This window comes from Streptomyces sp. NPDC053048 (genome assembly GCF_044547045.1).
Lineage (GTDB): Bacteria > Actinomycetota > Actinomycetes > Streptomycetales > Streptomycetaceae > Streptomyces.
In genome coordinates this window covers 125,142-138,816 of record NZ_JBITZS010000013.1, presented here as the reverse complement: position 1 = coordinate 138,816, position 13,675 = coordinate 125,142, and the positions used below count along the sequence as shown (strand labels likewise).

Annotated in this window: 14 protein-coding genes; 12 read left to right on the top strand and 2 right to left on the bottom strand. The window is 72.7% G+C overall.

Annotated elements, in window-relative coordinates:
• Window positions 1-9 precede the first annotated feature (9 nt).
• Complete coding sequence (gene thiD, locus ACIG36_RS30455; RefSeq protein WP_399934833.1) at window positions 10-813, top strand: bifunctional hydroxymethylpyrimidine kinase/phosphomethylpyrimidine kinase; 804 nt, start codon at window positions 10-12, stop codon at window positions 811-813.
• A 119-nt stretch (window positions 814-932) separates the two neighbouring features.
• On the opposite strand, the gene rpmB is transcribed toward thiD, so the two are convergent.
• Window positions 933-1,118, bottom strand: a complete 186-nt coding sequence (gene rpmB / locus ACIG36_RS30450) for a 50S ribosomal protein L28 (RefSeq protein ID WP_003957616.1) — start codon at window positions 1,116-1,118, stop codon at window positions 933-935.
• 278 nt (window positions 1,119-1,396) lie between these two features.
• Between rpmB and ACIG36_RS30445 the strand changes: the two genes are divergently transcribed.
• The 9 genes from ACIG36_RS30445 (at window position 1,397) to mutM (ending at window position 11,348) form a co-directional block, all read left to right on the top strand.
• Window positions 1,397-3,076: a DAK2 domain-containing protein gene (locus ACIG36_RS30445; RefSeq protein WP_399934830.1), complete on the top strand. Its 1,680-nt coding sequence runs from the start codon at window positions 1,397-1,399 to the stop codon at window positions 3,074-3,076.
• A gap of 35 nt (window positions 3,077-3,111) precedes the next feature.
• The gene (locus ACIG36_RS30440) at window positions 3,112-6,324 is read left to right on the top strand and encodes a helicase-related protein (RefSeq protein ID WP_399934827.1); all 3,213 of its coding nucleotides are present in this window, start codon (window positions 3,112-3,114) and stop codon (window positions 6,322-6,324) included.
• Window positions 6,325-6,419: 95 nt separating this feature from the next.
• A complete protein-coding gene (rsmD, locus tag ACIG36_RS30435) occupies window positions 6,420-7,019 on the top strand; it encodes a 16S rRNA (guanine(966)-N(2))-methyltransferase RsmD (RefSeq protein ID WP_399934824.1) in 600 nt (199 codons plus the stop codon).
• Window positions 7,016-7,537 carry a pantetheine-phosphate adenylyltransferase gene (coaD, locus tag ACIG36_RS30430; RefSeq protein ID WP_399934821.1) on the top strand — a complete coding sequence of 174 codons (522 nt, stop codon included), beginning with the start codon at window positions 7,016-7,018 and terminating at the stop codon, window positions 7,535-7,537. The genes rsmD and coaD overlap by 4 nt, the downstream gene beginning before the upstream one ends.
• Before the next feature lie 84 nt (window positions 7,538-7,621).
• On the top strand, window positions 7,622-8,587 hold the full coding sequence (locus tag ACIG36_RS30425; protein WP_399934917.1) for a cell division initiation protein: 966 nt from the start codon (window positions 7,622-7,624) through the stop codon (window positions 8,585-8,587).
• A gap of 193 nt (window positions 8,588-8,780) precedes the next feature.
• A complete protein-coding gene (locus ACIG36_RS30420) occupies window positions 8,781-9,377 on the top strand; it encodes a YceD family protein (RefSeq protein ID WP_399934817.1) in 597 nt (198 codons plus the stop codon).
• Window positions 9,378-9,379: 2 nt separating this feature from the next.
• A complete protein-coding gene (gene rpmF, locus ACIG36_RS30415; protein WP_362079123.1) occupies window positions 9,380-9,553 on the top strand; it encodes a 50S ribosomal protein L32 in 174 nt (57 codons plus the stop codon).
• Window positions 9,554-9,572: 19 nt separating this feature from the next.
• The gene (rnc, locus tag ACIG36_RS30410) at window positions 9,573-10,382 is read left to right on the top strand and encodes a ribonuclease III (RefSeq protein WP_399934813.1); all 810 of its coding nucleotides are present in this window, start codon (window positions 9,573-9,575) and stop codon (window positions 10,380-10,382) included.
• A gap of 81 nt (window positions 10,383-10,463) precedes the next feature.
• Window positions 10,464-11,348 carry a bifunctional DNA-formamidopyrimidine glycosylase/DNA-(apurinic or apyrimidinic site) lyase gene (gene mutM, locus ACIG36_RS30405; RefSeq protein WP_399934810.1) on the top strand — a complete coding sequence of 295 codons (885 nt, stop codon included), beginning with the start codon at window positions 10,464-10,466 and terminating at the stop codon, window positions 11,346-11,348.
• Between the two features lie 31 nt (window positions 11,349-11,379).
• Here mutM and ACIG36_RS30400 read toward each other — a convergent pair whose 3' ends face one another.
• Complete coding sequence (locus ACIG36_RS30400) at window positions 11,380-12,537, bottom strand: CAP domain-containing protein (protein WP_399934807.1); 1,158 nt, start codon at window positions 12,535-12,537, stop codon at window positions 11,380-11,382.
• Window positions 12,538-12,733: 196 nt separating this feature from the next.
• Between ACIG36_RS30400 and ACIG36_RS30395 the strand changes: the two genes are divergently transcribed.
• Together ACIG36_RS30395 and ACIG36_RS30390 are read left to right on the top strand one after the other, a co-directional pair.
• Window positions 12,734-13,015, top strand: coding sequence for an acylphosphatase (locus tag ACIG36_RS30395; RefSeq protein WP_399934804.1), 282 nt, complete (start codon window positions 12,734-12,736; stop codon window positions 13,013-13,015).
• Between the two features lie 405 nt (window positions 13,016-13,420).
• A complete protein-coding gene (locus ACIG36_RS30390; RefSeq protein WP_399934801.1) occupies window positions 13,421-13,624 on the top strand; it encodes a hypothetical protein in 204 nt (67 codons plus the stop codon).
• Window positions 13,625-13,675 lie beyond the last annotated feature (51 nt).

Here is a 13,675-nt window from a genome sequence, read left to right as displayed (position 1 = left end):
ATTGCGCCCATGCGCATACCCCCGCCCCGCGTGCTGACCGTCGCCGGATCCGACTCCGGCGGCGGCGCGGGCATCCAGGCCGACCTGAAGACCATGCTCGCCCTCGGCACCCACGGCATGAGCGTGCTCACCGCCGTCACCGCCCAGAACTCCCTGGGCGTCCAGGGAGCCTGGGAGCTGCCCGCCGAGGCGGTACGGGCGCAGTTCCGCAGCGTCGTCGACGACATCGGCGTCCAGGCCGTCAAGACCGGCATGCTGGCCTCGGCCCCCCTCGTGGAGACCGTCGCCGGGCTGCTGGAGGGCGTGGACGCCCCCGTGGTCGTCGACCCGGTGGGCGTCTCCAAGCACGGCGACGCCCTGCTGGCCGCCTCCGCGCTCGAGGCCGTCCGCACCCGCCTGCTGCCCGCCGCCACCATCGCCACGCCCAACCTGGACGAGGTCGCCTGGCTCACGGGCGTCCAGGTGAGGGCGGAGGACGACCTGCGGCGCGCGGCGGAGGCCGTACTGGCCCACGGGCCGCGCTGGGCACTCATCAAGGGCGGCCACCTGGAGGGCGACGCGGTCGATCTCCTCACGGACGGCGACGAGGAGCACTGGCTGAGGGCCCCGCGCCACGACAACCGCCACACGCACGGCACCGGATGCACGCTGGCCAGCGCGATCGCCGCCGGCCTGGCGAAGGGCCGCACCGTGCCGGAGGCCGTCACGGCGGCCAAGGAGTACGTGACGGGGGCGATAGCGGCGGGATTCGCGCTGGGAGGCGGGATCGGGCCGGTGGACCACGGATGGAATCTCGGCCCGGCCGGCGCTTGAGGCCAACGGGGTCCGGGGGCGGGGAGCCCCGGACACGCAACCCGGACATGCGAAAAGCCGGCCACCCCGAAGGGAGACCGGCTTTCAAGGGGCGGCGAGGCTGCCGCGCTACTAGCTAGTTAGCGCGAGACCTTGCCGGCCTTGATGCACGAGGTGCAGACGTTGAGGCGCTTCGGCGTCCGACCGACCACGGCACGCACACGCTGGATGTTCGGGTTCCAGCGACGGGACGTACGGCGGTGCGAGTGCGAAATGTTGTTGCCGAAGCCCGGCCCCTTGCCGCAGACGTCGCAGTTGGCAGCCACGGGTCACTCCAAAGACTTCAGATGCACTTACGGGAAATCCCGGCGTGCCGGGTCGTAGGTGACTGGCTTGCCAGGGGATGGCCTGATTCTCATCAGGCAACCGGAGCAGCATACAACGACCGCTCCTGGACAACGAAACTACCATGACCGGCCCGGACACCGCCCGGCCCACCTCCCCCGAGGCCCGGCGGGACTAGTCTGCTCCAGTCCCGGCTCGGGAAGCCCCGAGACCCGGGATCCGTGACCCGAGAACCCCGAGAAGTCCGAGGAGGACACAGGTGCCGCATGCGCTCGACGCCGACGTGGTCCGCACCTGGTGCGCCCTGGCGCTCGACGCGCTCGGCCGGGCCCGCGAGGAGATCGACGCGATCAACGTCTATCCCGTCGCGGACGGCGACACCGGCACCAACCTCTACCTGACCGTCGAGTCCGCCGCCCGCGCCGTGGACGCCGTCTTCGACGGCCACGCCACCACCGGTCCGGGCTCCCGCCCGGGTCTGGCCGAGGCCGTCCGGGCCATGGCGCACGGCGCCCTCATAGGGGCGCGCGGAAACTCCGGCACGATCCTCGCCCAGCTGCTGCGCGGCATGGCGGAGGTGCTGGCCGCCGGTGACGAGGATCACCGCGCCCCCGGGCCGCCGCCCGACGAGGCCGGCCTGCTGCGGCGCGCCCTGCGCCGCGCGGTGGAGTCGGCCTACGAAGGCGTGGCCCGCCCGGTGGAGGGCACCGTCCTGACCGTCGCCGTCGCTGCCGCCGACGCCGCCGCCTCGGCGGCGGGCGACGCCGCCACCGTCGCCCGCGCCGCCCACGAGCGGGCCCGTACGGCCCTGGCGGCCACCCCCGGCCAGCTCGAGGTGCTCGGCCGGGCCGGAGTGGTCGACGCGGGCGGCCAGGGCCTGGTCGAGGTCCTGGGCGCCCTCGCCGCCGCCCTGGCCGGCACGACGCCCGTCCCCGCGGCCGCCGCGGCACCCTCCCCTCGCCCCACGCGCGCGTGGCGCCACGAGGGCTGCCCCGCCGACCTCGGCGGCGACGCGGCGACGGGCGCCGCACCCGCCTTCGAGGTGATCTACCTGCTGGACGCCGGTGACGACGCCGTCGCCCGGCTGCGCACCCGCCTCGACGCGCTCGGCGAGTCGCTGGTCGTCGTCGGCGGCGACGGCCTGTGGAACGTCCACGTGCACGTGGACGACGCCGGGGCGGCCGTCGAGGCCGGCATCGAGGCCGGCCGCCCGCACCGGATCCGCATCACCCACTTCGGCGCCGCGGCCCAGGAGGCCACCCGCGTCGGTGAGCCCGCCCAGCGGGCCGTCGTCGCGCTCGTCCCCGGCGAGGGGCTGGCCGCACTGTGCGCCGAGGCCGGGGCGACGGTCGTGGGCGTACGACCGGGGGAGCCGCCCGCCAGCGGCGAGCTGGTCCAGGCGATCCGGCGCGCCAACGCCCGCGAGGTCGTCCTGCTGCCCAACGACGCCGACCTGCGGCACACCGCCGCCGCTGCCGCCGAACAGGCCCGCACCGAGGGCGTACGCGTCGCCCTGATCCCCACCCGCTCCCCGGTCCAGGGCATCGCGGCCCTCGCCGTCCACGAGAGCGCCCGCCGCTTCGACGAGGACGTCGTCGCCATGACCGCCGCCGCCGGCGCCACCCGCTACGCGGAGCTGACCGTCGCCGAGCGGCAGTCGTGGACCATGGCGGGCGTCTGCCAGGCCGGGGACGTCCTGGGCCTGATCGACGGCGACGTGGCCGTCATCGGGGCCGAGCTGGCCTTCACCGCCGAGACGGTGCTGGACCGGATGCTGGCCGCGGGCGGCGAGATGGTCACGCTCGTGCTGGGCGCCGGCGTCCCCGACACGGTCGCCGACCGCCTCCAGCGGCACGTGCGCGGCGGCCACCTCGCCGTCGACACGGTCGTCTACCGGGGCGGACAGCAGACCGCGCCGCTGCTCATCGGCATCGAATAGGGCGCGTTGTCAGCGCCGTGGTGTGCAATGGACCCGTGCCCGCGCTCCAGGAACCTCTGAAGAAGACGCTCGGCGGCAACACCGCGAAGGTGCTGGCCGAGCACCTCGACCTGCACACGGTCGGCGACCTGCTGCACCACTACCCGCGCCGCTACGCCGAGCGCGGGGAGCTGACCCGCCTCGCCGACCTGCCGCTGGACGAGCACGTCACGGTCGTCGCCCAGGTCTCCGACGCCCGCGTCCACAAGTTCAACAACGGCCGCGGCCAGCGCCTGGAGGTCACGCTCACCGACGGCAGCGGCCGGCTGCAGCTGGTCTTCTTCGGCCGCTCGATCTACCACCACCAAAAGGAGCTCGTCCCCGGCCGCCGCGGCATGTTCGCGGGCAAGACCGGCACCTTCCGCAACGTCCGCCAGCTGTCCCACCCCGCCTACGAGATGCTCGGCAAGGACAGCGGCGCGGACACCGTCGAGGCCTGGGCCAACGCGCTGATCCCGCTCTACCCCGCCTGCTCGCAGATGGAGTCCTGGAAGATCTCCAACTGCCTCGACGTCGTCCTGGCCTCCATGGAGGCCGCCGGCTGGGACGAGGTGGTGGACCCGCTGCCGGACGCCCTGCGCGAGGGCCGCGGCCTGCTGCCGCTGCCGGAGGCGTTCCGCAAGGTCCACCGCCCGCGCACCAAGGCGGACATCGAGGACGCCCGCTCCCGCCTGAAGTGGGACGAGGCGTTCGTCCTCCAGGTCGCCCTCGCCCGCCGCCGGCACGCCGACTCCCAGCTGCCGGCCGTGGCCCGCAAGCCCGCCGCGGGCGGGCTGCTCGACGCCTTCGACGCCCGGCTGCCCTTCACCCTCACCGACGGCCAGCGCAAGGTCTCCGCCGAGATCTTCGACGACCTGGCCACCGAGCACCCCATGCACCGGCTGCTGCAGGGCGAGGTGGGCTCCGGAAAGGCCCAGCCCCTCGATGCCCTCGTCCTGACTCCGCTGGGCTACCGGCGCATGGGGGACATGTCCGTCGGGGACGAGGTCTTCGTCCCCACAGGGGAGCTGGCTGTCGTCGACGGGGTGTTCCCCCAGGGTGAGCGGGACGTATGGCGCATCGTCCTGTCCGACGGAAGTGCGGTCGAATGCGACGATGAGCATCTGTGGATCGTAGGCACCAGCTGCGCCTGGGACCGCGGACAGCAGCCCAAGGTGATGACGACTCGCGAGATCAGGCTGGACGCCTACAAGGCGAACGGATCATCCAAGTGGTACATCCCGCCGGCCGCTCCGGTCGACCTCGGTGACGGCGCGCCGCCGCCGCTCGACCCTTACCTGTTCGGTCTGCTCCTGGGAGATGGGTCCTTCCGTCACAACTTGCGGCTCTCGACCGTGGACGAAGAGATTCACTCGGCCGTGGCAGCCGTCGTCGCCCCGGACTGCCGACTTGTCCCTGTGCGCGGATCTCGGTGCGACTACACCATTCAGATGGCGACACCGAGGGGCGGAACGCGACGAAACCCGGTCATCGGCTCGTTGCGGTCCCTGGGCCTGTGGGGCCTGACCTCGCATGAGAAGTTCGTCCCGGATGCCTTCAAGAACACCACGATCAAGAATCGTCTTGCTGTCCTGCAGGGCCTGATGGACACCGATGGCACGGTGCAGTCCGACGGGCTGAGCATTTCGTTCTGCTCGGCTTCGCGGCGGCTCGCGGATGACGTCGCCTGGCTCGTGCGTTCTCTCGGCGGCCGGGCTCGTGTGCTGCCCAAGAAGTCCGCGTTCAACGTGTCGGTCGCGCTGCCCGAGGAGTACGCGCCGTTCCGGCTGTCCCGGAAGGCATCACGTCTGCGGCCCCGGCCGAAATACAACACCTTCCGGCGGGGCATCCGCGCCGTGGAGTACGTCGGGCGGAAGCCGGTCCAGTGCATCAGCGTGGCCCATGCGAGCCACGCCTACGTGACGGACCATTTCACAGTGACCCACAACACCATGGTCGCCCTGCGCGCCATGCTCGGCGTCGTCGACGCGGGCGGCCAGGCCGCCATGCTCGCCCCCACCGAAGTGCTCGCCCAGCAGCACCACCGCTCCATCACCGAGATGATGGGCGACCTCGCCGAGGGCGGCATGCTCGGCGGCGCCGAGAAGGGCACCAAGGTCGTGCTGCTCACCGGCTCCATGGGCACGGCCGCCCGCCGCCAGGCACTGCTGGACCTCGTCACCGGCGAGGCCGGCATCGTCGTCGGCACCCACGCCCTGATCGAGGACAAGGTCCAGTTCCACGACCTGGGCCTGGTCGTCGTCGACGAGCAGCACCGCTTCGGCGTCGAGCAGCGCGACGCCCTGCGCTCCAAGGGCAAGCAACCCCCGCACCTGCTGGTGATGACCGCGACGCCCATCCCGCGCACGGTCGCCATGACCGTCTTCGGCGACCTGGAGACGTCCGTCCTGGACCAGCTGCCCGCCGGGCGCTCGCCGATCGCCACCCATGTGGTGCCCGCCAAGGACAAGCCGCACTTCCTGGCCCGCGCCTGGGAGCGGGTGCGCGAGGAGGTCCAGGGCGGCCACCAGGCGTACGTGGTGTGCCCGCGCATCGGCGACGAGGAGGAGCCGAGGAGCGGCGGGAAGAAGCCGGCCGCGGACGACGAGGGACGGCGCCCGCCGCTGGCCGTGCTCGAGGTCGCCGAGCAACTGGGCGCCGGGCCGCTGGCCGGGCTGCGCGTGGAGGTGCTGCACGGCCGGATGCAGCCCGAGGCCAAGGACGACGTCATGCGCCGCTTCGCGGCCGGCGAGGTGGACGTGCTGGTCGCCACGACCGTCATCGAGGTTGGCGTGAACGTGCCCAACTCCACCGTGATGGTGATCATGGACGCGGACCGGTTCGGCGTCTCCCAGCTGCACCAGCTGCGCGGCCGCGTCGGCCGCGGCGCCGCCCCGGGGCTGTGCCTGCTGGTCACCGAGGCCTTCGAGGCGAGCCCGGCGCGCGCCCGGCTCGGGGCGGTCGCCGCCACCCTCGACGGCTTCGAGCTCTCCCGCATCGACCTCGAGCAGCGCCGCGAGGGCGACGTCCTCGGCCAGGCGCAGTCCGGCGTCCGCTCCTCGCTGCGCATGCTCACCGTCATCGACGACGAGGACGTCATCGTGGCGGCCCGCGAGGAGGCCGCGGCGGTCGTCGCGGCGGACCCCGAGCTCGAGCGCCTGCCCGACCTGCGCACCGCGCTGGACGCCCTGCTGGACGCCGAGCGGGAGCAGTTCCTGGACAAGGGCTGAGCCCTGCCCGTGGGGACGGCGCACCGCCGACGGCATACGCTTCAGGGGGCGGCCCCGCCGCCCCGTCCCACCACACCGCGAAGGACTCCTCACCCATGACCCGCGTGATCGCCGGCGCCGCCGGCGGACGCCGCCTGGCCGTGCCGCCGGGCACCGGCACCCGTCCGACCTCCGACCGGGCGCGCGAGGGCCTGTTCTCCACCTGGGTGTCCGTCCTCGGCACCCTCCAGGGCACCCGCGTCCTGGACCTCTACGGCGGCTCCGGCGCGGTCGGCCTGGAGGCGCTCTCGCGCGGCGCCGGGCATGTGCTGCTGGTGGAGGCCGACGCCCGCGCGGTGCGGGTCATCCGGGAGAACGTGCGCGCGGTGGGCCTGCCGGGCGCGGAGGTGCGTACCGGCAAGGCCGAGCAGGTCGTCGCCGGGGCGCCGCCCACGGGCGCGTACGACGTGGTCTTCCTGGACCCGCCCTACGCCGTCACCGACGACGACCTCCGCGAGATCCTGCTCACACTCCGCACCAGGGGCTGGCTCGCGGACGAGGCGCTGGTCACCGTGGAGCGCAGTACCCGAGGCGGCGAATTCCGCTGGCCGGAGGGGTTCGAGGCACTCAGGGCCCGTCGCTACGGCGAGGGGACGCTTTGGTACGGTCGCGCCGCCTCGGCGTGCACCGCCGGATCGGGATCGGGCACGTCATGAATGGACCGGAGAGCGAGGAACCACCGTTGCGCCGCGCCGTCTGTCCGGGGTCGTTCGACCCCGTCACCAATGGACACCTCGACATCATCGCCCGCGCTTCCAAGCTGTACGACGTCGTGCACGTCGCCGTGATGATCAACAAGTCGAAGCAGGGCCTGTTCACCGTCGACGAGCGGATAGAGCTGCTGCGGCAGGTCACCGCCGAGTACGGCAATGTGCGGGTGGAGTCCTTCCACGGCCTGCTCGTCGACTTCTGCAAGCAGCGTGACATCCCCGCCATCGTCAAGGGGCTGCGGGCCGTCAGCGACTTCGACTACGAGCTGCAGATGGCCCAGATGAACAACGGCCTCTCGGGCGTCGAGACGCTGTTCGTGCCCACCAACCCCACCTACAGCTTCCTGTCCTCCAGCCTGGTCAAGGAGGTCGCGGCCTGGGGCGGCGACGTCTCCCACCTGGTGCCGCCGCTGGTGCTCGAGGCCCTCGACGAGCGGCTCGCCGAGCGCCGACCAACTGACTGACCGTCAGTTGCTGCCGGGCGGGGCCCGCCGGCCCTACAGTCGTCCCGTTGCTGCCGTCGTCCCGGGAGAGTGGCGAGCGCCGAGGTGGACGTCCAGAAGAAGCTCGACGAGATCGTCACGACCGTGGCCGGCGCCCGCGCGCTGCCCATGTCGGCCTCCTGCGTGCTGAACCGGGCGGAGCTGCTGGCCCGGCTGGAGGAGGTACGGGCCGCCCTGCCCGGCTCCCTGGAACGGGCGCGGGAGGTCATCGGCGGCCAGGAGCGGCTGGTCGCGGACGCGCGGGCGGAGGCCGAGCGGATCCTCGAGGCGGCCCGCGCCGAGCGCGGCGCGCTGGTCTCCGGCACCGAGGTCGCCCGCCGCTCCCACGAGGAGGCCGAGCGCATCCTCGCGCGGGCCCACCGGGAGGCCCAGGAGATCCGCGCCGGGTCCGACGACTACGTCGACAGCAAGCTCGCCAACCTCGAGGTCGTCCTCACCAAGGCCGCCGGCTCCCTCGACCGCGGCCGCGAGAGGCTGCTGGGCCGTCTCCAGGACGACCGGGGGACGGACGACGGCGCCCCGGAGCGCAGCGCCGACCCCGCGAGGCAGCGGCGGAACGCCGACGCCTACGCGGACGCCGGGCTCCGGGCCGCCTCGGGCGTGCTCGCCGAGGCCCTCGAGGCCGTCGGCCGCGGCCGCGAGAAGCTCCTCGGTGGCCGGCCCGTGGACGAGCTGGCCGCCCACATGGCCGCCCAGGAGGGCCTGCGGGCCGGCCGCCCCACCAGCGACGCCGACTTCCTCGCCGGGCTCGCGGACCCCCGGGAGACGGACCGGGAGCCACAGCCCGCGGCCTGGCCCAGTCACGCGCCGGCCGCCGACCACTCGCAGGACGTGCCGGAGCCGTACGGCGATCCCTACGGCCACCAGCAGCACCCGCAGTACCCGCCCCAGCCGGACCCGTACGCGGTGCCCGGCGGCTACCCTCAGCAGCCCGACCCCTACGCCTGGCCCGCCCAGGACCCGGGGCAGCAGCAGTACGGGCAGTACGGGCAGTACGACCAGGGGCGCTGACCCCGGCTTCCGTCCGCGGCCCGCAGGGGTCCGGATTGGGTCTACGGCGGGCCGTCCAGTATCCTGGCTCTTCGGTCGCGCGTACGTCCGCGATCCAGGCTGCCCGCCGCGTGTCAGAACCCGGGGGCCGCCGTCACCGCAGCGTAGAAAGCAGGAAGCCCTGAACGCCCGCCTTGATCCCCGCAACCCTCTCGTGTTCGATACACGCGAGCTGGGCCGGCGTCCCGGCGCGCTGAAGAGGATCTCCCGCTCCGTCCCGGCCCCCAAGGACCTCGGTATCGAGGTCATCGGTGTGCCCGAGAGCGCCGCGGTGGAGCTCGACCTCCGCCTCGAGTCGGTCATGGAAGGGGTGCTTGTCACAGGCACCGCCCGTGCGCCGCTCACCGGGGAGTGCGTAAGGTGTCTGGAGCCGATCGAGCGCGAGCTCGAGGTGGACTTCCAGGAGATGTACTCCTACCCCGACGCCGACGCCCGGGGCCGCATCGTGGCCGCGGACGACGACGCCGAGGACGACGAGGAGGACATGCTCTTCCTCGAGGACGACTTGCTCGCCCTCGAACCCGTGCTGCGGGACGCGGTGGTGCTCTCACTGCCGCTGCAGCCGGTGTGCCAGGACGACTGCCCCGGCCTGTGCTCCGAGTGCGGAGCGCGGCTGGCGGACGACCTGGACCACCACCACGACGCCGTCGACATCCGTTGGGCGGCACTGCAGGGACTCGCCGGTTCCGACCAGGACGGCGAGAAGGACAACGCACCCCGTTCCGACGGGGATGACTCACAGGAGAAGTAGCCGTGGCTGTTCCGAAGCGGAAGATGTCGCGCAGCAACACGCGCCACCGCCGGTCGCAGTGGAAGGCTGCGGTCACCCCCCTGGTGGCGTGCGAAAGCTGCCACGAGCCGAAGCAGCAGCACATCGCGTGCCCGAGCTGCGGCACCTACAACAAGCGCCAGGTCCTCGCGGTCTGATCGGCGGGTGACAGGCTTCATGTCAGACGCCAGTACGCCGTCCCGCAACCGCGGGCAAGAACCGGCGCCGACGGACACGGCCTCGTCTCACACGCTTCTGGAAGGGCGGCTCGGGTACAGACTCGAGACCGCCCTTCTGGTGCGTGCGCTGACGCACCGTTCCTACGCGTACGAGAACGGCGGCCTGCCCACCAACGAGCGGCTGGAGTTCCTGGGGGACTCCGTGCTGGGCCTGGTGGTCACGGACACGCTCTACCGCATCCACCCGGACCTGCCCGAGGGCCAGCTCGCCAAGCTGCGCGCCGCGGTGGTCAACTCCCGCGCGCTCGCGGAGGTCGGCCGGGGTCTGGACCTGGGCGCCTTCATCCGGCTCGGCCGGGGCGAAGAGGGCACGGGCGGACGCGACAAGGCGTCCATCCTCGCGGACACCCTCGAAGCGGTCATCGGCGCGGTCTACCTCGACCAGGGCCTGGAGGCCGCGGCCGAGCTGGTGCACCGGCTGTTCGACCCGCTGATCGAGAAGTCCTCGAACCTCGGCGCCGGCCTGGACTGGAAGACCAGCCTCCAGGAGCTGACCGCCACCGAGGGCCTGGGCGTGCCGGAGTACCTGGTCTCCGAGACCGGACCGGACCACGAGAAGACCTTCACGGCTGCTGCCCGCGTCGGTGGTGTCGCGTACGGCACCGGCACCGGCCGCAGCAAGAAGGAAGCGGAGCAGCAGGCGGCCGAGTCCGCCTGGCGCGCCATCAACAGCGCGGCGGAAGCGCGCGCGGCGGCCGCGAAGGCGGCTGCCGAGGGCGCCGACGACGCGCAGGGTGCGTCCCACTGACGCACCGTTCGTCCTCGATCGCCGGGTGTTCCCGCTGAAGCGGGAACACCCGGCGATCGGTCAATTCTCCGGAGGGGTGCGTTGCCCGAGCTGCCCGAGGTCGAGGTCGTCCGCAGTGGCCTGGAGCGCTGGGTCGGCGGCCGCACGGTCGCCGCGGTGGAGGTCCTGCACCCCCGGGCCGTCCGCCGCCACCTGGCCGGACCGGACGACTTCGCGGCCGGGCTGACCGGGCACCGGCTGGGTACTCCCCGCCGCCGCGGCAAGTACCTGTGGCTGCCCCTCGAGCCCCCGGCCGCCGGGGCCGCGCCGGACCGCGCCGTCCTCGCCCACCTGGGCATGAGCGGCCAGCTCCTCGTCCAGCCCCAGGGCTCGCCCGACGAGAAACACCTGAGGGTCCGCGTCCGCTTCGCCGACGCCGAGGCCACCGAACTCCGCTTCGTCGACCAGCGCACCTTCGGCGGGCTGTCGCTGCACGACACCGTGCCCGGTGACCCCGACGGGCTCCCGGACGTCATCGCGCACATCGCCCGCGACCCGCTCGATGCCGCCTTCGACGACGCCGCCTTCCACACCGCGCTGCGCCGGCGGCGCACGACGATCAAGCGGGCGCTGCTCGACCAGTCGCTGATCAGCGGCGTCGGCAACATCTACGCCGACGAGGCGCTGTGGCGCACGCGGCTGCACTACGACCGCCCGACCGCGACCCTGACCCGGCCGCGCACCGACGAGCTGCTGCTGCACATCCGCGAGGTCATGAACGAGGCACTGGCCGCGGGCGGCACCAGCTTCGACAGCCTCTACGTCAATGTGAACGGCCAGTCCGGCTACTTCGACCGCTCGCTGGACGCCTACGGGCGTGAGGACGAGCCCTGCCGGCGCTGCGGCACGCCCATCCGCCGTCGGCCCTGGATGAACCGTTCCAGCTACTTCTGCCCGCGCTGCCAGCGCCCACCGCGCACCGCCTAGGGCGTGCCCGGCCGGTCGGCGCGGCGTGTGGTCAGTAGCCGAAGTCCTGCGTCCACCAAGGGCCGTTGCCACCGTGGTGCACGCCCACGCCGATGCTCCGGTAGTCGCAGTTGAGGATGTTCGCGCGATGACCGCTGCTGCGCATCCACGCCTCCATCACGGTGTGGGCGTCCGGGTGGCCGCGCGCGATGTTCTCCCCGCCCAGGTTCTTGATGCCGCGCCGGGCGGCCCGGTCCCAGGGGCTGCGGCCGTCCGGGTCGGTGTGGTCGAAGAACCCCCGCCGGGCCATGTCGTCGCTCATCGACTGGGCGAGCCGGTTCAGCTTGGAGCTGGCCCGCAGCGGCCGGCAGCCCGCCTTCGCCCGCTCCGCGTTGACCAGCGACAGCACCAGATGCGCCGCCGCGGACTGGGGATCGGCCAGCGTGCCGTGCGCCGCCGCCCGGACGACCTCGTCCCGCTCCGCCGCATGCGGGCCGTCGGCCGTGGGGGAGTGGTGCCCGTCCTGGTGCGGCCACTCGTCGGAGCCGGTCCGCCGCCCCGTCGGGACCGCCGAGGGCGGCGCCGAAGCGGCTGACGGCGCGGGGCGCCCGGCCCCGCGCGAGACGCGGGCCTCCTCCGTGCCCCGTCCCCCCGCCCCGTCCTGCCGCTCGTCCCGGCCGGGGGCGTTCCGCGCCACCGCCTCCCGGGCGGTGCGAGCCTGCCGGGCGCGCTCCTCCCGCTCCTGCTCCTGCTCGTGCGCTCGGTCCGCCTGGGTGGTGGCCGACGGGCGGGGGCGCTGCTCGGGGACCTCGATCGGGCCGTCGGCGAGGATCTGCCCGCTGCCGCCGCCGGCCGCCGGGCCGTCGCCGCCGCCCGGCAGCCCGCCGGTGGGCAGCAGGCCGGAGACCATGGCGACGGCGCCCATCGCCACGGCGGCCGAGGCGCCCAGCAGCCCGGTCCGGCGGGCCGGCGGAACCGCCTTGACGACCTTGCCGGCGGTGCCCGCCCTGCCGGTCCTGGCCGCCTTGCCGGTCTTGGTGCCGCTCTTGGCCGCGCCGCCGCGACGGCGGGGGCTGCGGTGACGCCCGGGGCCCGTGGGGCCGGTGCGGATGACGGGGATGGGCTGGGTGACGGCTTCGGCCGGATCCTCCGGCTCGTACGCTGGGGCCGACTCGTTCGTCAGGGGCGCCGTGGCTTTCCGGGCATTCACTGCCGCTTCGTCAGCGGTAGCGCGGGCAGAGCGTCGATGGCGACCCATCCGCTGCCTTCCTCACGTGTTCGGCTGTTCGGCTGTTCGGCGTCAAAATGCGTCACTCGTACGGGGGAGCCGTATTTGGCCGCGACTGTACGGCATGAGGTGCCGGGCCGAAGTGCTGCTTATGTAATTGGCCGGTTAACGTGCAGACATGAACGAGAATGTCCGTCTCACGGCGTGGGTCCGTGGACATGTGCAGGGTGTCGGCTTTCGTTGGTTCACCCGGGCCAACGCATTGCGCATCGGGGATCTGATCGGCTTCGCCTCGAACCTCTCCGACGGCAGGGTGCAGGTCGTCGCCGAGGGTCCCCGCCTCGGCTGCGAACAGCTGCTCGACTGGCTGCGCACCGGCGACACGCCCGGCCGCGTGGACGGCGTCACCGAGATCTGGGACACACCCAAGGGTGGTTACGACGGCTTCGAGATCCGCTGAGCGGATGACACGGAAATCGCATTCCGGCTCGGTTTCGAAGGGGGAGCGGGGGTGACGATCGGCGGATTCTTATGACGCTGGCATATGCGGCCGATGGAAATTGCCTGATGGTTGCCAACTCGGCCGCATCGTGCAAGGCTGCCTCTCAACGGATGATCTCTACGCCCCCTGGACCCCGGGTGCGGAATGCGGCGCGGATATCCACCGCGCGCACCCCCGGGACGCCCACCGGTACGGGGTGTGATCGTGTTGACCGTCCAATCATTTGGTGAGACGCTGGAAGCCCCGCGCACCTTAGCTGTTTGGCATTGAAACACCGCAGTAGTGATGGCAGACACCGCGGGTGCGAATCCCTCACGACCCACACCGCTTCGGTCGGTCACTCAGTGTGGAGGACCATCCATCATGGCAAAGGCGCTTCTCGGTTACGTCGGCGGCTCCGACCCCCGAGTCCTCTCCGAGATGCGACGGCTTCAGCAGCGTGTCCAGGACCTCGAATCCGAGCTCATTCGGATGCAGGCCGAGAACGACGCGCTGACTGCCGCCGCTCACGGTGACTCGCTGCTCGACAGCATCGACGTATCCCAGGCGGAGCCTGCGCTTGCCTGACCCGTGCCCTGCCCCGGGGGCCGGTCGGGCTGCACTGTCAGCCGCTTGAGA